The sequence below is a fragment of the Spirosoma sordidisoli genome (assembly GCF_004138325.1).
In the GTDB taxonomy this organism is placed as follows: Bacteria; Bacteroidota; Bacteroidia; order Cytophagales; family Spirosomataceae; genus Spirosoma; species Spirosoma sordidisoli.
The window spans coordinates 59,063-79,089 of record NZ_SBLB01000014.1 but is presented as its reverse complement, the minus strand read 5'-3'; the positions used below and the strand labels follow the sequence as shown (position 1 = coordinate 79,089).

Here is a 20,027-nt window from a genome sequence, read left to right as displayed (position 1 = left end):
CACGTACCTTTATGGCAAAAAAACAGAGTAAGGGGGCGGCCGACGACATTGCGTTGATGACCTCTTCGGGAATCGGTTCTGATCTTGATGCCTGGCTAAATCAGCAGGGCATTGGCGGAGAAGAGACAAAGGAGAATGCCCCAGTTGTGGCTCAGTCTATAGTGGCTAAGGGGCCAGAACCGGCTTCTCAAGTAACAACGATGGAAAGGGAACTGGAGCCATCTCCGCTCAAACAGAAGGAGGAGGTTGTAAAAGCGACTTCTCAACCAGTTGAGTCGGGTTCGTCGGCTCAGGCAACAGGGAAAACAGTTAAACAGCGGGAACGCTATGAAGGCCAGTTTTTCCGACGGATCGAAGGCTTCAAGAAGCCGACGAATATGATGTATATGAGCGAAAAGACGTATCGGCTACTAACGTTTTTGCTCCGGTGTTCAAAGGAAAGTAATGCCAAAATTACGATGCCAGAGATACTGGAAAACATTCTTAGTCAGCACATTAGGGACAATGAGTCCGTCATCGCTCAAATGCAGCAGGAGCATTTGGAACGACAGTCTAAAGGATTTTAAGCGTTGGGCCGGGTCGCGCCGGAGTATCGCATGTTACTGTGGATTTCGGCGGCTGGCCTCGCTGGTGCAGGCTGGTTCGGGTGGTTAGTCTGGCGAGATTATGACTGGGCAGCATTCGGCCGGAGCGACATTCAGGTTAGAGGAAGCTCCAGCCGGGTGCCGCCTGGTCGTAATCCCTCTTACAGAAATGTTAGTGTAAGTCAGAACAATAGGGGAGGGGACACCTTTCAATCAGGATCATTACAGGCAGAAAACGATCTGCTTGGCTCAACGCAGACAAATTGGAATGGAACTAATGACCTGATACCCTCAGAAGATCAGCACTTTACCGATCAACACTATACGGAAGTAGCCCCTACAAACGAGCAGGAGGTAGGCAAGGATGTGAACGAGGTTAATGAACCTGACGAGGATTTTGTCGTAGTTGCTAATGAAAACGGCACTTATGAACGACCTAACGAGGATTTTGTCGCAGTTGGCATTAATCCTCTGATTATCGATTCTAACCGGCAGACAGGTTACAGTGCATTAGGTATTGAAGAAGTTGACGAGGATTTTGTCGTAGTTGGTAATGAGTCGGAACAATATGATGACGACTTGCCCGAAGTGGACGTTTCAGACTACCTCAATCAGTGGACTCCCGTTGTCCCCAAAATTGCTGCTCTAATCACGCATGAGCTGTGGCCACAACTACGCTCATACCTCGAATCCTTACCGCAATATGGCGATGCCAGTCTCGAACGGGTTGTCAACGCGATAGCAGAAGACGTGGGCATGATCCCAAACGAAACCGATGGGGTAGGAGAGGGGACAGAAACAGGCTTTGCCTTTTACGCCACTTTATTCGAGCAGATGGAGCAAGCCGACCAGTCGGCAGAACTGGCCACTGCCTAATAGACCGTGAGTATCAATTTTCAATTCATATAACCGAAGTACACATGAAAAAGCCAAACGTGTGGGTGATTGCAGCCGTGTTGCTGCTGGTCTGTGTGGTGGGGGTACACGCTGGCCCAATTGATGCCGGGTTAGACAAAGCGGCATCAGAAGTCAAAGGAACGTTCAAATCGCTGACGAAACTCATGTTTTATGTCTGCGCGGCTGTTGGGGTGGTCAGTGCCATTCAGGTATTCTCAAAGATGTCGAGTGGCGACCCGGATACGCGCAAAGCTGCTGGTTCGTGGGTGGGTGCCCTGATTTTTGCGGCTGTATCGGTATTGGTGCTCGAAGCGGTTTTTATGTAATGTTCAAGGTCAATAAAGGCATTGACCGCCCACCCGAAGTGCTGGGCATTCGGGGTATGGACTTTATCTACTACTTAGCTGGGGCTGCTGTAGGGCTATTGTTGCTCACCTGCCTGCTGATGTTTCTGTTCGGGATTCCGGCAAAAATTGCCTTCGGGGGCTACATTGTCCTTCTACTGGCCCTGTATAGTGTTTTCGCCCGGCTATCGCAGCAACATGGTGAGCGGGGACTGAACAAACAGCGCGGGCGGGAGCGGCATCCCAAAGTAGTGTTGGTTCGTGATTCAGGTGTGTATCGGCAGTTACGCCACAAGCCTGTTGGTAAGGCATAATACAAAAACTCAACGGTATGAATGTTCGCATGAAAGATGTCCGGTCGGTGTTTCCGATTGGATCAGTCGAAAATGATTGCCTTATTTCCAAACACGGCGACATCACCGTTGCCTTTGCCGTCACCCTGCCCGAAATCTTCACGCTGAATGTGCAGTTCGACGAGCGCGTCGAGATGGGCGATTACCGGGAACTCTGCGAGGCATGGACGAAAGCCATTGGGGTGTTGCCGGTTCATACGATTGTGCATAAACAAGACTGGTTCGTAGAGGAAAAATATGTGCCGGGTGGGCAAGTAGCTAACTTTCTCGACAAAGCCAGTGAACGGCACTTCAACGAGCGGCCATTCCTGCATCACGCCTGTTACCTCTTCATCACCAAGACTCACGCCGACCGGCATAATGCGTCTGCTTTGCAGACGACCCTGGCGCGGGGACGACTCTTGCCCCGTGAATTAGGCGATAAACGGAAGATTGACGAGTTCCTGAACGCCATCGAACAGTTCAAAGCTATTCTGGAAAGTACGCGCCGAATTACGCTCCAACGATTGACTAATGAGGAGTTGGCGGGTCAGGATGCCGACCGCAAGGCGGGTACGGCTGCGCGGCCTGGTTTGCTCGAACGCTACATGAGTCTGGCTCTGCGCGATGAAGTGGTTACGCTGGCCGACATTGAAATGGGGGAGGAGCTGCGCGTGGGTGGTAAGTACTCGAAGTTCTATACCATCTCGGATGTTGAGGATTTGCCCGAACAGCTTGGCACCAACAACCGGCTGGAAAACCTGTCGTCGGAGAACTCAAATGTATCGGTGGGGTATGCGGCTCCAGTGAGCCTAATGCTGAACTGCAATCACCTTTACAACCAATACATCTTCGTCGAGGATCGGCAACAGATTTTTCCGCAATTAGAGCAACGGGCCACTCAGATGCGGTCGCTGTCGAATTTCTCGACCAACAACGAAGTGAATTCACGGTTGATTGATCAGTTTCTCGGCTATGCCGCTGAGACGGGGTTTTCGCCGGTTCGGGTTCACTACAACGTGCAAATCTGGACCGAGGAAAAGTCGCAGCTACCCGTGTTGCGGAATATGGTTTCGTCGGCCATCGCCAAAATGGGGGTGCGTCCCCGCGAAAATAGCCTTGATGCCGCGACCTTATTTTGGGCGGGAATTCCGGGTAATGCCGCCGATTTACCCCGTGAGGATAAATTCTGGTCATTTGTTCCGCAGGCGGTGTGCTTTTTTAACCACGAAACCAACTACTTAGACTCGCAGAGTACGCACGGCTTGAAGTTGGTGGAACGGTTATCGGGCAAACCGATTCTGGTGGATTTGTCGGATGAGCCGATGCAGAAAGGCTGGGTGACGAACCGCAACAAGTTTATTATCGGGCCGTCGGGGAGTGGAAAATCGTTTTTCACCAACCACGCGCTGCGGTCGTATCATACGCAGGGCAGCCACACGGTTGTTGTGGACGTTGGCCACTCGTATCAGGGGTTGTGTGCGCTGCTGGGCGGGCGGTATATTACCTACTCGGAGGAGTCGCCGATCAGCTTCAACCCTTTCTTTATTGAGGGTCGGCATAACCCGGATGTTGAGAAACGGGAAGCCCTGAAGGTATTGCTTCAGACGCTCTGGAAACGAAGCGATGAGCGGCAGACGATGGCTGAATACACGGCTTTGTCGGCGGCTATCTCTGGCTATTACGAACATCTGGCTGCCAGGCCGGACGTGTTTCCCTGTTTCGACAGCTTCTATGAGTTTATGCAGGAAGAGTTTCGGACGTACATCGCGGAACACAAGCTACGTGACGACTACTTCCACTACGATAACTTCATGTACGTGCTGAAACCGTTCTACCGGGGTGGTGAGTATGCTTATCTGCTCAATAGCCGGGATAACCTTGACTTACTGCACGAACGGTTTATCGTCTTCGAGTTGGACAATATCAAGGACCACCCGATTCTGTACCCGGTCGTGACGATTATCATCATGGACACCTTTATCTCGAAGATGCGAAAACTGGGCGGAGTTCGAAAGATTATCCTAATCGAGGAGGCATGGAAAGCGATCATGAAAGATGGTATGGCCGAATACATCAAGTACCTCTACAAAACGGTGCGAAAATTCTTCGGTGAAGCCTGGATTGTGACGCAAGAGGTGGACGACATTATCGGTTCGCCAATTGTAAAAGAATCTATCATCAACAATGCTGACACCAAGATTCTGCTCGATCAGCGTAAGTACCAGAACAAATTCAGGCAGGTGATGGACCTGCTGGCCCTAACGGTGAAAGAAAAAGACCTCTGCCTGTCGCTGAACCGGGACAACGACCCACGTCGGAAATACAAAGAGGTGTTTATATCGTGGGGCGGGCAGATGGCTAAGGTTTACGGGGTAGAAGTATCGCTGGAAGAGTATCTGGCGTTTACAACGGAATACCGGGAAAAACTCCGGTTGCAACAGAAGGTGTACGAAAACGGTGGCAGCTATGATGTGGCCCTGCGCGAGTACGCCGACGAAATCCGCTACAATTGATATGCGACAACCAACTGTTTATCTGCTGTTACTGGGGGCTGGCTTACTGGCCTGCTCCGGCAACTCTTCTGAGAATAAAGAGCAAACGAACGAGACTTCCACGACGACCGATGTACCCACGGCCTTTGCCGGTTCCTGGGTCAACGATGTGCCAGCACGGACACCACCCGACCCGGAGCCGGATCACTACGACCGAACCGAGTACGAAATAGTCATCGCAAATAACCAGGCAACACTGACGAAATGGGCGGCTGCACTCGACATCAAGACCCGAAAGGAATGGTTTCGGAATAAAATCAACGGGCCGCTCACCTGCACGTATATAGCTGACCGTAAGTGCCTTATTTGTGGTATGCCAAGCCAGTCGGTCAAGGATAGTCTCTTTATCGTCGATGAGAAACTGGAGAACCGAAGCCCGTTGGCCTCGAACCGATCTGCCGCTGGCCGGGGACCACTGGTGCTCACCCGCAAGCCTTTGTAAAACCTCGATTGCTCTTTATCAACCGAAATACCGAGTCCTATGAATTGCAAACTGTTGGGTACGTTATTGCTCAGTGTCTTTTTAAGCACAGCCAGCTATGGGCAGGGCATACTACCGGGCGACCGTATGGACCAGAATGGGGGCGATGATATTACCCGGCAGATTGAAGATATTCTGGGCGAGACCGAACGCGACATCATGCAGGGTATCAAAGACGAGTTGATGAATATTCTCAATGACATCCTCAACGTGTCGCCCACCAGTGAAGTAGCCCGCCTACGGAAGATGATGAAAGAAGGCTTCTCGCGCCAGCAAAAAATTGAGTACCAGGATTATAAGGTGAATTTTGAATGGAAGAAAGCACATACCGAACTATCTCCCACATTCGTCAAATTTTATGATAAATTAGATATACAGGCCGATTTCGGTCAGGTCAGCAACGCAGCCAGCCCAATCCGAAAACTCCTCAACCAGTCCGTATTCTCCGCCAACGAGGTCTCGGCCTACCGTACAATCGTCGAACAATTGGCTAACACGGATGATCTGGCAATGGAAGTCAGGTTCACGGTTAACCTCGGCCAAAAGCCGGTCTGGATGTCGGAAGGGGAGCGCGTGAAAGTGCTGGAACACGTTCAGGAAGAGCTGGCCGAACGGCAGCGGGCTTTGCGGACGGTGGGAATCGAGTTGCAGCGGGCTTACGCATATCGGGCCAAACAAGCCTACGAAGCGGCTGCGGCTAAGGCATTTTATAAAGACAAATCGAGTATAAACCGGTACGTGGGCAGCAAATAGCGCGACCGCCGATACCTAAAATCAACGGACAGGATGAAACGACAATGGCGAGTTGGGCTTTGCTGCCTGACGGGTTGGGGCCTTCTTGCGCTTTCAACCGCTTTAGCCCAAAATTCGGTGCCGGGTACTGGTGATTTACGCACCGGCCCGGCTACCCAGCGTGATCTGGAACAGGCCATTGATCAACTGCTGGGTGAGAATGAACAGGCCATCATGAGCGGCCTGACCGATCCGGGTATGGATTGGGGCAGCATCCTGGTAGAGAAACTTCTGGACGAGGTCTATAAGGGTGTGGCCGAAGCAACTGTCTTCTCAGTGCCAGCCGTGAAGATCATGGAAATGCGTAACAAACAGAAACAGGAAGCGCTGACGAAGGAACTCCGCAAGCTGACAGTCCTCATGAAAGATGGCGTTGAACGCACAAATAAACTCCGTTACCAGAACCTGAAACTGCGGGTAGCGTATCAGAAAGCCATGAACGAGTTGCCAACCGGCTGGGAACAGAATGGTCGGATGCCGGACGCTCAGAAAGTAATGAAAGCCCTGTACGGCAACACCGTCAACCTCATCAACGACTATTACGGCAAAGCGGAGATCGAAAAATTGCTGAAAGATCAATATCCCGGCGAGGTTGGGTACGCGCTATTTGCTACCTCAGCCGGTGGCCTGGCTGATACCAAAACCCTTGAAGCTAAACTGGCTCTGGCAAAAAAAGGGGGGAGGCTAACCTATCTCTCGCCCTACGAACGACTCGAACTGATTCGGGAAACGCGCCGGGAAGCCCTTAAACGGCAGAATGGTTTAATCCGAATGCGGCAAGACCTGAATGGTGCTCTGAATCATCAACACAAACGAACCACTGAGCAAAAGCTGCGGCAATCACTCGGTACAACGTCTTACTAAACCTCATCTGGAATGCTGGCAACAATTCTCCTACAAGCTCCGGTGGTATCATCGGTCGAGGTGGCCACCGAGCAACTTATGACTACGATGCGGCCGCACTTCAGCGATTTCATTTCGCTCGGTCAGGCTATCGGCGGAACGGGAGCGATTTGCTACGTATTCGCCCGAATCTGGCAGGGGATGTTGAGTCCACCCATCGCCATTTACCCGCTGCTGCGGCCTTTTGCCCTGGCACTCGCCTTAATCGGCTATCCATTTATTGTGGACGGGCTGACGGGCATCGGGCAGGCATTGGATGGTGGCACAGCCACGTTAGTCAATGATAGTCGGCAACAGGTAAAGGTGCTGAACGCTCAGAAAGACGCACTCCTGAAAAAGAAGTGGGAACAGACCAACACCGAAATTATGACGGGCGAAGGCAGCGACTGGCTGGCTACGGCTCAGAAGATTATTCCTGGCGTGGCACTCGGTCGGCTGGCCGCCAATGCCATGCAATATGGCATGAGCGTATGGTTTGATGAAATGATACGCTGGGTATCGGAGATGTTGTACACCGCTGCGGCCACCGGTCTGAAAGTGATCCAGACGTTTTTCCTGCTCATTCTCTTCATCGTTGGCCCACTGACCTTCGGGCTGGCCTGCTTCGACTGGTTCTTTGGTTCGCTGGCTACCTGGTTTGCACGGGTGATCCATGTCATTTTGTGGATTCCAGTGGCGAATATTTTCGGCGGCATCATTGAGCAAGTCCATATCACGATGCTCAAAATTGACATCGCCCAACTACAAAATACCGCGCCTGAAGCTACGGTCGGCACCGATTTTACCATGATTGTCTTTTACGTCATCGGTACAGTGGGTTATCTGTTAGTACCCAAAGTGACGGGCTGGATTCTCGAATCAGCGGGTGTAGGGAGTGGGGCGGGATCGGCCATTCAGCCGATAGCCTCGGCAGCCAACACAGGCAGTGCCGCTTCAGGGGCTGTTATAGGAAATATTTCTGGCCGCTTCCAGCGGGCTATTCGCTAAACTATACGCATTATGAATACTAACCGTAGTACCGCCCCCTTTCGCTACCTGACTAATCTGGAGGACTCCTTTCGGCTGATTCGTGTCGTGGCGATTGGCATTATGATTCTGTCGGTAGCTTTCGCTGCGGGCGTGGCCTGGTGGGCCTTCGACGCGGTAGAGAAAAGCCGCGAAAAAATTTACGTCCTCGACGGCAGCAAGTCGCTGACGCTGGCATTGGCCCAGGACATGAACGTCAATCGGCAGGCCGAAGCCAAAGATCATATTCGGGCTTTCCACCGGCTGTTCTTCAACCTCGACCCCGACGAAACAGCCATTGATGCCCATATCCGCGAAGCGGCCTACTACGGCGATGCTTCTGTGATGCGACTTTACTCCGACCTGCGGGAAAAGGGCTATTTCTCCCAATTGATTCAGGGCAACGTGATCCAAAAAGTTGAGGTGGATTCAATTGCCCTAACGGGTAGCCAGTCGCCATTCACAATCCGCACTTACGCCCGGCAGTTACTGGTACGGGCCAACACGATCACAACCCGCCGACTCGTGACGGAATGCAACCTGATTGATATTGACCGCTCGGACAACAACTCACACGGGTTCATGATCGAGCGGCTGAAGGTTCTCGAAAACCTCGACCTTGAAACCATCACCCGTGACTGATATTCAGGTATTGGCAACTCCATTACGGCCACTAATCCGGCGCATCTGGTGGCCTTTAGCCCGGCGGCTGCTCCGATGGTTTCGGGTGTGGGAAGGACAATCCCTAATACTACGTCGGCTGACGCTGGTGCTATCTACTATCGTCTTGCTTGGACTGCTGGCCAGTAGTGTCCGTTTCGCCCGGCTACATCGCTATAACCTCAACGCAACAACAACCCAATCCTCCGATGGCAACGTTAACCCAAAACCTGCACAAGCGCAACGTCCGTGACCTTTTGTCCGATCAGCGGTTCCTGATGGCCCTCGGACTTTTTGTGTTTTCGATTTCTGCTTTTTTGATTCACCTGGTTAAGAATCGGGAAGCCGAACCGCTCGAAGCCAATAACCTCAACACGACGGTTCCCTCCGCTGTGGTTGATTCGGTTTCCAAATCCAAATTAGATGTGCTGTCTCAGGCGCATGAATCCGTTCCGATGGCGTTGCCGGGTGCCGATGGACCATCGTCGCTCACATCGGCGGGGATACGGATGCAACCGCCCGGCACGGCCGTATCGCCCTCGATGGCGTTGCCCGGTTTTCCGGGTAGTGGCAGTGCTGGTGGCCAACTGACGACCACACCGCAAACACCATCGCGTTCCGTTGCCGCCGTTCCAGGGTCGCTGGAACGGTATATGTATCGCAAGTCCACGCCAACCGACGATGAATTTAAAACACTGAGTGAGTACTACGAACCGGATTTATCCCGGTCGGGGGAAATTCCGTCATCCAGAAATCGGTCGGTTAGTCACGACGATGACGACGCGCCAACGGCCTTGCCCGCCGTGCAGTACAAAAAAGCACAGGAACTTACCCGGCTGAAAACGCTGCTGGAAGAATACAAGCGCGACAAAGAAGCCAAGGCCGTTGCCCGGCAGGAGGCCGAATTAAAACCCCGCAAATTGGGTCAGGCGGATGTAGTAAGTGGATTAGATGGAATTGATCGGTCACGGAATGGTTTCTACGGATTGTACTCGCAGGAAACCCGTCAGGAAAGCGAAGTTCGGGACGAAGCCATTAACGGAACATTCCGGGCGGTAATCAACCAAAACCAGACTGTACTACCGGGTGGCCGGGTTCAACTGCGGCTCCTCGACAATATGACCATTCAGGATGTCGTCATTCCACGCGGGACACTGGTTTACGGGGTCGGCAACTTCGGGTCTGAGCGGGTAGCCGTACAGATTACGTCCGTGCAACTTCGCAACCGGATTTACCCAATCAAGCTATCGGTGTATGACATGGACGGTTTGCCTGGCATTTATGTCCCCAACGTCATTGGCGTACAGGAAGGTCGGCAGGCTACGGCCCAGGCCATTGGTGGGGTCAACATTAATACCTCAATGGGTGCCAATATTGGGCAGGCTGCGGCTGCATCGGCCGCTCAGGCGGGCGTTCGCGGTGTACAAAACCTCTTCCAACGCAAGGCCCAACTTCAGAAAGCGACCCTGAAAGGTAATTATTACGTGTTGCTCCGCTAATCACTAAAGTAGTATTCCAGCAATACTAAATTATAGTTTCACTAAAATACTTAACGATGAATAAGCCAATTTTCCTTTTGTTGTTGATCACAACGGCCTCAACGCTTTACGCCCAAAAGCGCCCGACCCATACCTCCTACAAGCGTCAGTTGAATCATTCGGCTGTGCTGGCTTCTTCAGCTCCGAAAATGAGGGCAACAGTTCCCAGGTCCCTGACGGATGTAGCTCAAGTTGACCAATCCGCCCCGGTTACTACGCCGACCACATTGATTCCGGTACCACCGAACGGTATCGGCGAACCGACGACCGACCGCAATCTGGCTTTACCCGAAATGGCCGCTCCAACGGCTCAGACTATCCGGTCGTACCCGGTCGAGTTGGCATTTAACAAAACAGTGTCTATCATCTTTCCGGCTCCGGTTCGCTCCGTTGACCTTGGAAGCCGCGACATCATTGCCGACAAAGCTGCCGACGTGGAGAATGTGCTAAAGGTTAAAGCAAACCAGATTGGCTTCAACGAAACAAATTTCTCGGTGATCACGGCTGACGGCAAGTTTTACAGTTTTGTGGTGAGCTACAATGAAAGCCCGGTTGCACTGGCCCTCAACTTAGCCGCAACGGGTCAGCCTATCACCAGCACCACTCAAAACATCGGGAGCGGCTCCGTTCATTTCGCGGGTGCTGCGGCTTCGCAATCGGAGATGGCGGTGGCCAGTGACCGCATTTTGCACAAAGCCCGGCGGCTCCTGCGTATAGGAGCAACGGGGAGCAAAATGGCCGTGAAATTGAAGGGACTGTACGTGAAAGACAACGTGCTCTATTACCGACTGGCTTTCCGTAACCGCTCGAACCTCAACTACGACCTTGATTTTGTCCGCTTTTTCATCGTCGATAAAACCATCGCTAAAGAAGCCTCGCATCAGGAAATTGAAGTTCGTCCGATTTACGTCCACAACGACCCGATCCGCACCGTAAAGGGCCATTCTCAGGTTGAAAAGGTCTTTGCCTTCCAGAGTTTCACCCTACCCGCCGACAAGGTGCTGCAAATCCAGACGGGTGAACAAAACGGCGGTCGGCAACTGGCTTTCTCAGTATATAACCGCGTGGTGATGAAGGCCCGTCCATTGTGAATTTTATCACGTTGATCTAAAACTAAAACAGCCCGTCAGCAAGTGCCAACGGGCTGTCGTGTAATCAATGATATTAAAGCTGGAAACCAGCGTGGCACAAAGATAGCTATTCCTCGCCGGTCAGTTGGCGGGCAGTTTGCTTTTAATCAGGTATCTGGCTACCTCTGCCAAATAAACCGGCAAGTTTTCATCAACTGGCCGAAGCGACATTACCAGCGACTCTATACGGGTTGGCGAGAAGCCCGCGTTCACCCACTGCTCTACCACCTCCAAAAGTTGGGGGCGGGTGTGTTTGATACGCTCATACAATAGTTTCTGACCTTTTTCAGTGAATTTCAACTTCGCCATTTCTCAACTCTTCGGTTCCATTAATAACGTTAGCAAAGTGGGCATTCGTACCCCACGATGAAGGCCGGAAACCTAATTCCTGCCACGAGCGAAGTAAACGACGGTACTTACGTCGGCCTTCATCCATAAAGATACTGTCCGCTAATATCTCCACGACGTACAAATTATGCGGTTTTTGTTTCTGGATGCCCAACAAAATAAAGCGGTCGGCACAGTCCCCGGCCTGTCGGCAACCGTCGAGGTAATACGCGGCCTGCCGGTCGTATTCGTAGCGATAGCAATTTGCTTCAAACTCGCGTTGGGTACGGGCCGAGGTCGTTTTTACATCGACAATAAGCCCCTCGTCGGGTAGTTTCAAATCGAGCCGGGCCTTGCAGGGTAGGCCAGTCGGCTCGTCTTCCCAGAATTGCGCTATTTCGATGTCAGCCGTTATCACAAGGCGGCTAAAAAAAGTGTCGGCTCGTAGTACGTCCAGCATTCGTTTGGTAGCTGCGGCTCCTTTACCCGTTGGAGTCGTTTCCGTATCGAGCAAAAGAAAATCGTGAAATCGGGTGCCAAACTCCTGTGCCTGACTGCACGGCCATTGCGGGTATCCAAACAGATAGTTTTTGAGTTCGGTCAGGTCGCTGTTAGCAATTCGGTTGAGTTGTCGGTAATTCATAGTTGATAAAGGGCCAAAGGGGAAAAGAGACCGGCTAAATGGGCATAGGCTGGAACGGCGGGGGTGCAGGGGGGAAGTACCCCCTGCTTTTGTTACGGCCAATCAAATGACACAACCATCAAAAACGGCTCTGTATATACGTCGCCAATAAATTTAACCTTCTCGCGTACTTCTTCTACCGTCATTTTGGGAGCCGTACTTCTACCGTTTCGGTTACACCCTGACACAATAGCGATACCGTGAATACTGCCGGAAAAACCTTCAAATTCAAAGGCTGGCGGCTGCGGCTCTACTAACAGGGCTTCATCGTCCACTGTCAGCGCGTCGCCATTTGGCTGGCGGCACACTACGTCAATCGTCCGGCATCCAATATGCTCGTACAGGGCGCGTAGGTTATTTACGTCCAATTCGATTTCTTCCACAACCTGGCGGGTCGGGTCAATGCTGATTACTTTGGTTAACTTGCTCATATCATTGATTGTATTGAAAGGTTAGAAAATTGGTCTCTTTAGTTAGAATGACGTGGCTGTTACCTTCCTCGTCGTAAGCATCAAAACACCATGTTGGGGCTATCTCTCGCGGGCTGAATAAAGTGCTGAACCTCCGCCCGTCAGTCGTCAGAAACTCGTACATCATTAAAGGGTAGGAGGGGGCCAGACTCTCAGCCGTTACGCTGTTACCTGACAGGCGGAATGTCCGGCCCGTTCCTATTTACTTCGTGAGTAAGGCCGTTTCATCCTCGCCGTTATTGCCTTCGGCAAACGGGTTGTAGAAGTTGTGCGACGTTTTCACGTCGGCCACGTCGGTAAGGGTCTCCTGCCGGAACAGTCGGCGGCTTTCGGCAAACCCTTTTAGTTCGCGGCTGTGTTCGGGGTCGCCAAACTGGTAACTGAAACTACCAATATAGTACGTCCCTTTGGGCTGGATTTTGTTGTTCTCCTTCTTCTCGGCGGTGGCTGTAATCACCACGTCGGCAAGAGTTTTGTCGTCGTAGTATAGCGGCTCAATCAAGCGGAAAATATTATCCACCGAATACCCGTGAAAGAGTACCGCCGAAACGCAATTCTGCGCGTCAATGAAGAAAATTTCAGCCCAATTTTTCGTCCCCATGTTCAGGATATTATCCCGAAAAATCCGCCACGCCAACGGCTGAAACGTGAGCGTTCGCCCAATTTTCTCCACGCCGTTGATGTTAAAAACCCCTTCTTTTGCGTCGAAACGGTACTGCCGGGGGTGGCCTTCCAGATACTTATACTTGCTGACCACCTCGCCCGTTAGCGGGTGTACTTTCTCCCACGTTTGCAGGGTAGGGGCGGTGACTAATTCGGCGACCTCGGCGGTCAGGGCGGGGGCGGTTGTTGTCTCCATCGGTTCGGATTGGTTGGTTTGGTTGTTTACTGCTACTGCTTTGCCGTTGGTTTTCATGGCATTAGTTGTTTGAGGGTTGAAAGTGTAGCCCGGTAGGTGGTTGCCCCACCGGGCCGTTAGTTTGGTTAATTGTAATCAGGTTCGTATTCTTCGGCTTCGGTTAGGGCGGCTTCCTGAATGGCTTCTTGGTCGTCGCTGCTAAAGCAACTAAGGGGTATCAGGTGAGTACCGAGCTTGACCGCCTTAATGTCCACCTCGGCGGGGTCGCCGGGATGCCAGTAATCGGCGGAGGTTCCGGGCGTGTGGCTGAACACAATTTCCAATTCAAGTTCCAGCGTCATGGTCGTTGTCATAGCTGAAAGGATTAGTATTGGTACTCGTTTACAAACTCCTCCACCGATGGCATAAACAGGGCTTGAATTAGGGGGTCAAGCGTTCCGCGCACCTCGTCATTATGCCAGTTGGGGCGGGTTTCGGATGAGTTGACCGTCTGGCGGTTTGTATCTCCGGTCGGTTGTTCGGTCTTGTGTTGGCTGAAAGTTTTCATACGGTTCGCCGTTGCGATGCTTTTCTGTATCATTGATTACTCTGTAAAGATAATACAAAGCACTAATAAATACAATGCACTATAATTATTTTTGCACTTATTTTTGATGTAAATTGCTCTTTGTTCCCCTTTGGCCCTTTTTGTTTTTCCGGCTGTTTGACACAGGAAACTCATATAGCTAAAATCCATTATACCAGACAATTAAGGCTGGACTCAGGTTAGCACGGGTGAGGTACGAACCGGTGCTTTTTTCGCGCTGGCACGGACCTGAGCGCACGGAGTAAGCGAGGGTTGGTGCCAGCGCGGGCGGCTGGCTACGATTGCCATCAACCAACTATTTGCTACCTTTGTCAGTAGTGCATAGTATCTATAAATGCACACAAATTATGAACAGCGAATCCGAAGAAAGCAAAGGGCCTGGCCGACCTAAATCGAAGGTCAGGCGGGAAGAAAAAGCCAACCCGAACGAATACAAGACGATGCTACTGGAACCTTATATGCATCGGGATTTGAAGATGGTATCGGCCCTCATGGGAAAGAATATGCGCGAGTTTCTGGAAGAGGTTTTTTACGGCAATACTGAAGTGCTCAAGACGTTGGAAAAAATAAAGAAATTAGAAGAGTCGTAATTCGCTCAACGTTTATGAACACGCTGGAGCAAGTGACACAAGCCCACGCCACGCTGATCGGTCAGCGGCTGGCTACATTCAGAAAGTTTACCGGCCTGAGCCAACAGGAGGTTGCCGATCAGATCGGCACAACGCAAAACCTCATCTACCGGATCGAAAATGGCCTAAACTCATCTATTTCAATGGTGTTGCGGGTCTGTCATTACTATCGGCAGCAGCATCAACTCAATTTTGAGTGGCTGGTGAATCCTGATTCCACCGACACGGAGTTTGCCCCAATGAGACTGACCGAAGCACTTAGCCTTCGCAAGGAATTAGGTCTCCTGGATCGTAAAAAATTGGCTATCCTCAACCAATTCATTAAAGATTGGGAGAGATTGGAGCAGCAACCTTAACACTCAACCTAACCTTGGCCATGAAGAAAAAACCCTTTCGCGCAGATTACACCTACAGTATTGACGACAATATAATCGCCATCATAGACCTCGACTTGGGCAGCAAAAGCGTAACAAACGACATGGAAAATGTGCTGGACGATATCCGCGCTGAACTCGGAGACCTGGCAGGTTATTCGGTCATATACCGGGACAGCATGGGGCGGTGGGATGCGTTCGTTTAGTTAATGGCTGCGTAGAATTTTATTCGCTCAATGAGTCCGACCAACAGAAGGCTCAGGCCCGGCTTTTGCATTTGGTTGAGCAATAACATTACCAATTGGTATCCTTTTTTTGCGACATCCAGATAAGCAGCTTAGATTGAACAGAAATTATAGAAGAGGCAACCCTACCAGCCATCCTTCAGCAAATGCTGGGTGATATTGAAGATACTCAGTGCCATTACTGGCTGTACGCTAACTATTTTGAGATTGTCCCGCCGACCGAGCGCACAGTAACCCGTTGGTGGCATACGCCGTTGTTCCTTAACCATGATGCCCTTTGGAATCCAGAGTTTACAGAAGACGGTATCGTGTTTGATGTCATTCTGAAGAACAAACTACCTGCCGAGCGCGAACGAATTAAGCTGGATTAAGCTCAGATTTATACCATCAAGCGTATTCACTTCGGCGAATTGCCCAGAAGCGAAACGGACAGTCGGGTTTATTATCAAAGCGAAGAAGATAGTAAGATTTACGGTAAACCGGAGAAAATGAAAATGCCATCCGGCCGGTCCGCCGATGCGGTGGATTCGCCAGGCTCTGAATAAGTATGCGTCATCCTATCGAAAAATACAATCAAAATCAAGCGGCTATGTTAGCCGAATTGCCTGAAGAGCAACGGGACTATATGGCGCGGATGTTCCGCATCGGTAACGCGACCTATTGCTATTACAACAGGGCCAACGAACTGAGTGTCTTTAAGAAAGCCATTGATGAGTCAGCAGGTGAGGAAATTGCCACACCCGAAGACCTGTTAGAGTGGCTGCAAAAGCACCTAAACCCGCAACAAGAAAGCCGCTCGGCCCGTGAATTGTTAGGAATTTACTTTGAGGAATACTTGGACGGGTTGCCCCATGACGGCCTGCGCCAGGCGGAGCGGGAGCGTGGCCTTGACCAGGCCAGGAGGAGCTTCCCTTTCCGGCGTTACGTCCTCGAACGACACGACATGAGCATGGATGGATTATTACGCATGAACTTAAGCGCGGAAGACTATGCCTTTCATGTGGAGTGTGGGAAACCATTGTCTTAATCTGAAGAGCCAACTTGTCTGAATTAAAAATTGGTATTTAAACAGACCTCGCTATCTTATCCAATACCCGGTGGCTATCCCCAAACTTGCAAAGCGCGTCGCAGTGTGTGCGTAGCTCGGACATTAGAATGTAGCGAATCAGCGTATTCGTCTGCCGAATAGACGGGCGGGTCAATTGCATTTCAACCTCTTTTCGACGACTATCCGGGATCACTAAGTACAGGGTTGTTGCATGGTCGGGTAAGGAGCAGGTCAGGTCGGTCAGGCGCAGGATTCCAGAGTAAATAGATGTGCTTTTTTCTACCTCGAAAGCGCATATAATTCGACCTGTATTCTTTTCCAACCACACTGCGTCGATCAGGCTGATGGTTTGGGCCGTCTCGGACGACACAGGCAAAATGGGAAGACTGGGTAAACTGATAAAGGAAAAGGCTTGCCCATTGTATTGCCGGGACATATCGTTCCGGGCTACTGCAACGTCATAGCCTAAAGCTCGGCCAATTGTCAGTAGGTGATGCTGCATTTCGGAATGGGTCTGTTCTTCTTGCTGATCGCTGACCACGTCCTTGTGGCGTTTCGATAATTGTTTCTCGACTTTTTCACGTTCAGCCGCAGGCTGGTCGGCCAGACCCGGCACCAGTAAGTTCCCCGAACCAACTTCAAATAACAGCCCGGCTAATGCGCCTAAGTCGTTTGATAGTATATGCCGATACTCAGAATTGATGGCCAACATCTTGTCCCGAATAGCTAAATACTCTGACCACGAACCCAACTTGCGCTTTTCATTAAAAAGGCGGTTATATCCGTTGATGATGGCGGTATTAAAAGGGGGCACCCAAGTCGGGTGAAGGAAGTAAAGAATACTGGCCACGGCAGGCCCCAAACCTTTGATTTTGTACCCATCAAGCCGATTTATCTCATTGACTATCGTTTCGGGCTTCGTAGCCTTCAGGCAACATTCCAGAAACTGCCCGAAATACCGCTTGTGATCCTGATTCTCATAAATATCTGGAATACGCAATTTTGGCTTCCAGTAGAATGGGTGAGATGCTCCCTCAAAAACCTGCTTCTGCTCGGTAATGCAGGTTAGCACAAACTCTAAAGAACTTCCTTTAAAATCGTTAGGAAACGAGCCGCCTTTAACGTCGCTGATAACCTGAAGTACACCGCGCCGAATTGACCGGAAAGCTTTCAGGCGGTCCTCGTTGTGCAAAAACCAGCTTTGGTAAGTTAGATCAGGGCTTTGCTTATACTCGTGGATCAGCTTGGTAAAGGTAGCTATATCATGTATCATAGGACAAAAAGTAATAATTAAGCATCTTCTACGACTCAAAACAGATGCTAATTAACCCCAAAATACCCTAACCCAAAAATTCTATAAGCTTGGTAGAGAATATTGTAACAACCTTTACAAACTACCCACAGTTATACAGGGGTAAAATCACATTACTCAACAGCATGAAAAAGAACTTTTTATCAGCAACCAACCTGACCGGGCTGGCATTAGCTATGGCCCTCACCCTGACGGGGTGCGACAAGAATAGCAGTGAAGCTATTGAACCCGAAATCCTGACGGAAGCCAGTGCGCGGACCTCATCGAATGATCCCAACGACCAAGCATTTGACCGGGAATCGGACCGGGTACTGGGGCAGATGATGCGCGATATGGAAAACATGGACATGACGGGCGACCCGGACATGGACTTCGCCATGATGATGAAGATGCACCACCAGGGAAGCATTGATCTGGGAACCGCTGAAAATCAGTATGGCAAACACGCTGAAGCGAAGAAACTGGCCGATATGGCCATTAAGGGCGACAAGGAAAGCCAGACACGTCTGCAATCGTTTTTGAACGGACATCCCGCGCCCGAAAAGATAGATGCCAACGTTTATAAGCAGTTCAAAAAGGAGATGAAAACAGCCATGAAGCAGATGATTCAGGCCTATGCAAAGGTTCCGAACACCGCCGATGTGGACGTTGATTTTGTGCGCCGGTTGATTGAGCATCACAAGGGGGCTATCGCAATGGCCACGCTTCAATTTAAGTACGGCAATGATAAAGCACCGACCGATGAGGCCAGTATTATCATTACGGAGCAGGCCAGTGCCCTCAAGGAATTAGCTGCGTTTGCTAATAAACATGGCATACCGAACGCAGAACTTAAATAATTCTATCGACATTCTGCCGCCGATACTGCCTAAAAGCGCGTGTTGGCGGTTTTGTCATTTCTCAATTAATCAAGTTGCCAATACGTATGAAAAACAAACTGTTCACCGTGGTCTCACTCAGTGCGGCTCTACTACTCGCTCAACCAACATTGGCCCAGCAGTCGGCCAGCAACGGGATGATGAAGGCCATGCAATCCGGCATGAATCAGATGATGAGCATGAAGATGACCGGCGACCCCGACCATGATTTTGCCATGATGCTTAAAATGCACCACCAATCGGCAGTAGAGATGTCGGAGATGGAAATCAGGCAGGGCAAAAACGCACAGGTAAAAGCCTTAGCGGGTAAAATCAAAACGGCTAATCAGAACGAAATTAAGGAGCTGACGCAGTTCATCAGCAGCCACAAGCCCCAAATGTCTTCCTCAAAATTGGGGCAGAAAGGTATGGAAATTATGCACGGTGGCAGCCATTCGATGAACGGCAATGTGGATCACGATTTTGCCAGTATGATGGCACAGCACCATCAGCAGGGCATCGACATGGCCAACGCTTTTTTAAAGGAGGGAAAAACGGAGAAGATGAAAATGATGGCTCGGAAAGTCATTCAGGCTCAGACAAAAGAGGTCGCCGAACTTAAAAAACTCGAAGCTCAGATTGCCTCCCGGTAACGAAAGCAGACGTTTTTTATAAGAGCGACAGGAGTAACCTTATGTGGGTTACGCTCCTGTCGCTCGTGTTTTTAACGAAATCCAAATATTTTACATAAATCCAGCGAAATCTTGGTATTGTTTACTTGGTGACAACTCCCGTTTCTACCGTCAAAACAGTGGCTCTAATTAGTCGATGTTAATATGTAGAGTCTGCTTCTTCTTTATACCTCAACCCATGAAAATTGATTGTGGCCCCTGTCTGATCCGCTCGTGGCAATACGGCGATGAAGATCACCTGCCTCAGCACGCCAACAATAAAGCCATCTGGCTTCATCTCCGCGATAGCTTCCCTCACCCATATACCCAACCCGATGCCCAGCGGTGGATACAATACGTCGTTGACCCTGAACTGGAAACCAACTTTGCTATTGACGTAGGCGGAGAAGCCGTAGGCAATATTGGCCTACGAATCGGCGACGACATTGACCGGTTTTCAGCCGAACTTTGGTACTGGCTTGGACAGGCGCACTGGGGACGTGGGATTGTGTCGGCAGCCTTGAGGGCCATGATCGACTATGCGTTCGCGCAATTTAGGCTTACCCGGCTTTACGCGCAGCCAATGGCGCACAATGCGGCCTCGATCAAGGTACTTGAAAAGGCCGGCTTTCGTCGGGAAGGGTTACTCCGGGACAGTGTCGTTAAAAATAATGTGTTGATGGATACCGTCCTCTATGCGTACCTGTCGAGCGATTGGCTGGCTGATAGGAATGAACTTCTCTAAT

The 20,027-nt window shown here is 50.7% G+C and carries 26 protein-coding genes; 20 read left to right on the top strand and 6 right to left on the bottom strand.

Annotated features, from left to right (window positions below; genetic code table 11):
• Positions 1–11 precede the first annotated feature (11 nt).
• From EQG79_RS29500 to traN, 12 genes are all read left to right on the top strand, one after another.
• The gene (locus EQG79_RS29500) at positions 12–566 is read left to right on the top strand and encodes a DUF3408 domain-containing protein (protein WP_129606677.1); all 555 of its coding nucleotides are present in this window, start codon (positions 12–14) and stop codon (positions 564–566) included.
• Between the two features lie 30 nt (positions 567–596).
• Positions 597–1,460, top strand: a complete 864-nt coding sequence (locus tag EQG79_RS29495; RefSeq protein ID WP_129606675.1) for a hypothetical protein — start codon at positions 597–599, stop codon at positions 1,458–1,460.
• A 44-nt stretch (positions 1,461–1,504) separates the two neighbouring features.
• Positions 1,505–1,807: a DUF4134 family protein gene (locus tag EQG79_RS29490; RefSeq protein ID WP_129606673.1), complete on the top strand. Its 303-nt coding sequence runs from the start codon at positions 1,505–1,507 to the stop codon at positions 1,805–1,807.
• Positions 1,807–2,139: a DUF4133 domain-containing protein gene (locus tag EQG79_RS29485; protein ID WP_129606671.1), complete on the top strand. Its 333-nt coding sequence runs from the start codon at positions 1,807–1,809 to the stop codon at positions 2,137–2,139. Before EQG79_RS29490 ends, EQG79_RS29485 begins: the two co-directional genes overlap by 1 nt.
• Positions 2,140–2,156: 17 nt before the next feature.
• Positions 2,157–4,673, top strand: a complete 2,517-nt coding sequence (locus EQG79_RS29480) for a TraG family conjugative transposon ATPase (protein ID WP_129606661.1) — start codon at positions 2,157–2,159, stop codon at positions 4,671–4,673.
• A 1-nt stretch (position 4,674) separates the two neighbouring features.
• Positions 4,675–5,154 (top strand): hypothetical protein, encoded by a 480-nt coding sequence (locus EQG79_RS29475; protein ID WP_129606659.1) that lies wholly within the window; start codon positions 4,675–4,677, stop codon positions 5,152–5,154.
• 39 nt (positions 5,155–5,193) lie between these two features.
• Positions 5,194–5,946 (top strand): hypothetical protein, encoded by a 753-nt coding sequence (locus tag EQG79_RS29470; RefSeq protein ID WP_129606657.1) that lies wholly within the window; start codon positions 5,194–5,196, stop codon positions 5,944–5,946.
• A 33-nt stretch (positions 5,947–5,979) separates the two neighbouring features.
• Positions 5,980–6,849 carry a hypothetical protein gene (locus EQG79_RS29465; protein ID WP_129606655.1) on the top strand — a complete coding sequence of 290 codons (870 nt, stop codon included), beginning with the start codon at positions 5,980–5,982 and terminating at the stop codon, positions 6,847–6,849.
• Positions 6,850–6,861: 12 nt separating this feature from the next.
• Complete coding sequence (locus EQG79_RS29460; RefSeq protein WP_129606653.1) at positions 6,862–7,875, top strand: hypothetical protein; 1,014 nt, start codon at positions 6,862–6,864, stop codon at positions 7,873–7,875.
• A gap of 12 nt (positions 7,876–7,887) precedes the next feature.
• On the top strand, positions 7,888–8,535 hold the full coding sequence (gene traK / locus EQG79_RS29455) for a conjugative transposon protein TraK (protein ID WP_129606651.1): 648 nt from the start codon (positions 7,888–7,890) through the stop codon (positions 8,533–8,535).
• 227 nt (positions 8,536–8,762) lie between these two features.
• On the top strand, positions 8,763–10,052 hold the full coding sequence (traM, locus tag EQG79_RS29450) for a conjugative transposon protein TraM (protein ID WP_129606649.1): 1,290 nt from the start codon (positions 8,763–8,765) through the stop codon (positions 10,050–10,052).
• A 266-nt stretch (positions 10,053–10,318) separates the two neighbouring features.
• Positions 10,319–11,182 (top strand): conjugative transposon protein TraN, encoded by an 864-nt coding sequence (gene traN, locus EQG79_RS29445; RefSeq protein WP_240699516.1) that lies wholly within the window; start codon positions 10,319–10,321, stop codon positions 11,180–11,182.
• Between the two features lie 325 nt (positions 11,183–11,507).
• On the opposite strand, the gene EQG79_RS29440 is transcribed toward traN, so the two are convergent.
• The 5 genes from EQG79_RS29440 to EQG79_RS29420 form a co-directional block, all read right to left on the bottom strand.
• Positions 11,508–12,191, bottom strand: coding sequence for a PD-(D/E)XK nuclease-like domain-containing protein (locus EQG79_RS29440; RefSeq protein ID WP_129606645.1), 684 nt, complete (start codon positions 12,189–12,191; stop codon positions 11,508–11,510).
• A gap of 92 nt (positions 12,192–12,283) precedes the next feature.
• Complete coding sequence (locus EQG79_RS29435; protein ID WP_129606643.1) at positions 12,284–12,661, bottom strand: DUF3846 domain-containing protein; 378 nt, start codon at positions 12,659–12,661, stop codon at positions 12,284–12,286.
• Positions 12,662–12,902: 241 nt separating this feature from the next.
• On the bottom strand, positions 12,903–13,616 hold the full coding sequence (locus EQG79_RS29430; protein ID WP_240699515.1) for a hypothetical protein: 714 nt from the start codon (positions 13,614–13,616) through the stop codon (positions 12,903–12,905).
• Positions 13,617–13,684: 68 nt separating this feature from the next.
• On the bottom strand, positions 13,685–13,912 hold the full coding sequence (locus tag EQG79_RS29425) for a hypothetical protein (RefSeq protein ID WP_129606641.1): 228 nt from the start codon (positions 13,910–13,912) through the stop codon (positions 13,685–13,687).
• An 11-nt stretch (positions 13,913–13,923) separates the two neighbouring features.
• Positions 13,924–14,106, bottom strand: a complete 183-nt coding sequence (locus EQG79_RS29420; protein ID WP_129606639.1) for a hypothetical protein — start codon at positions 14,104–14,106, stop codon at positions 13,924–13,926.
• 386 nt (positions 14,107–14,492) lie between these two features.
• On the opposite strand from EQG79_RS29420, the gene EQG79_RS29415 reads away from it, so the two are divergent.
• The 5 genes from EQG79_RS29415 (at position 14,493) to EQG79_RS29395 (ending at position 16,420) form a co-directional block, all read left to right on the top strand.
• Positions 14,493–14,735, top strand: a complete 243-nt coding sequence (locus EQG79_RS29415; RefSeq protein ID WP_129606637.1) for a hypothetical protein — start codon at positions 14,493–14,495, stop codon at positions 14,733–14,735.
• A 14-nt stretch (positions 14,736–14,749) separates the two neighbouring features.
• On the top strand, positions 14,750–15,130 hold the full coding sequence (locus EQG79_RS29410) for a helix-turn-helix domain-containing protein (RefSeq protein WP_129606635.1): 381 nt from the start codon (positions 14,750–14,752) through the stop codon (positions 15,128–15,130).
• A 20-nt stretch (positions 15,131–15,150) separates the two neighbouring features.
• Positions 15,151–15,354: a hypothetical protein gene (locus tag EQG79_RS29405; RefSeq protein WP_240699514.1), complete on the top strand. Its 204-nt coding sequence runs from the start codon at positions 15,151–15,153 to the stop codon at positions 15,352–15,354.
• Between the two features lie 185 nt (positions 15,355–15,539).
• A complete protein-coding gene (locus EQG79_RS29400) occupies positions 15,540–15,764 on the top strand; it encodes a hypothetical protein (protein ID WP_129606633.1) in 225 nt (74 codons plus the stop codon).
• Between the two features lie 176 nt (positions 15,765–15,940).
• A complete protein-coding gene (locus tag EQG79_RS29395; RefSeq protein ID WP_129606631.1) occupies positions 15,941–16,420 on the top strand; it encodes a hypothetical protein in 480 nt (159 codons plus the stop codon).
• 37 nt (positions 16,421–16,457) lie between these two features.
• On the opposite strand, the gene EQG79_RS29390 is transcribed toward EQG79_RS29395, so the two are convergent.
• On the bottom strand, positions 16,458–17,714 hold the full coding sequence (locus EQG79_RS29390) for a hypothetical protein (RefSeq protein WP_129606629.1): 1,257 nt from the start codon (positions 17,712–17,714) through the stop codon (positions 16,458–16,460).
• Positions 17,715–17,878: 164 nt separating this feature from the next.
• Here EQG79_RS29390 and EQG79_RS29385 point away from each other — a divergent pair, with 164 nt between their 5' ends.
• From EQG79_RS29385 to EQG79_RS29375, 3 genes are all read left to right on the top strand, one after another.
• A complete protein-coding gene (locus EQG79_RS29385) occupies positions 17,879–18,592 on the top strand; it encodes a DUF305 domain-containing protein (protein ID WP_129606627.1) in 714 nt (237 codons plus the stop codon).
• A gap of 86 nt (positions 18,593–18,678) precedes the next feature.
• Positions 18,679–19,263 carry a DUF305 domain-containing protein gene (locus tag EQG79_RS29380; protein WP_129606625.1) on the top strand — a complete coding sequence of 195 codons (585 nt, stop codon included), beginning with the start codon at positions 18,679–18,681 and terminating at the stop codon, positions 19,261–19,263.
• A 217-nt stretch (positions 19,264–19,480) separates the two neighbouring features.
• Positions 19,481–20,026, top strand: a complete 546-nt coding sequence (locus tag EQG79_RS29375) for a GNAT family N-acetyltransferase (RefSeq protein ID WP_129606623.1) — start codon at positions 19,481–19,483, stop codon at positions 20,024–20,026.
• Position 20,027: the final 1 nt, after the last annotated feature.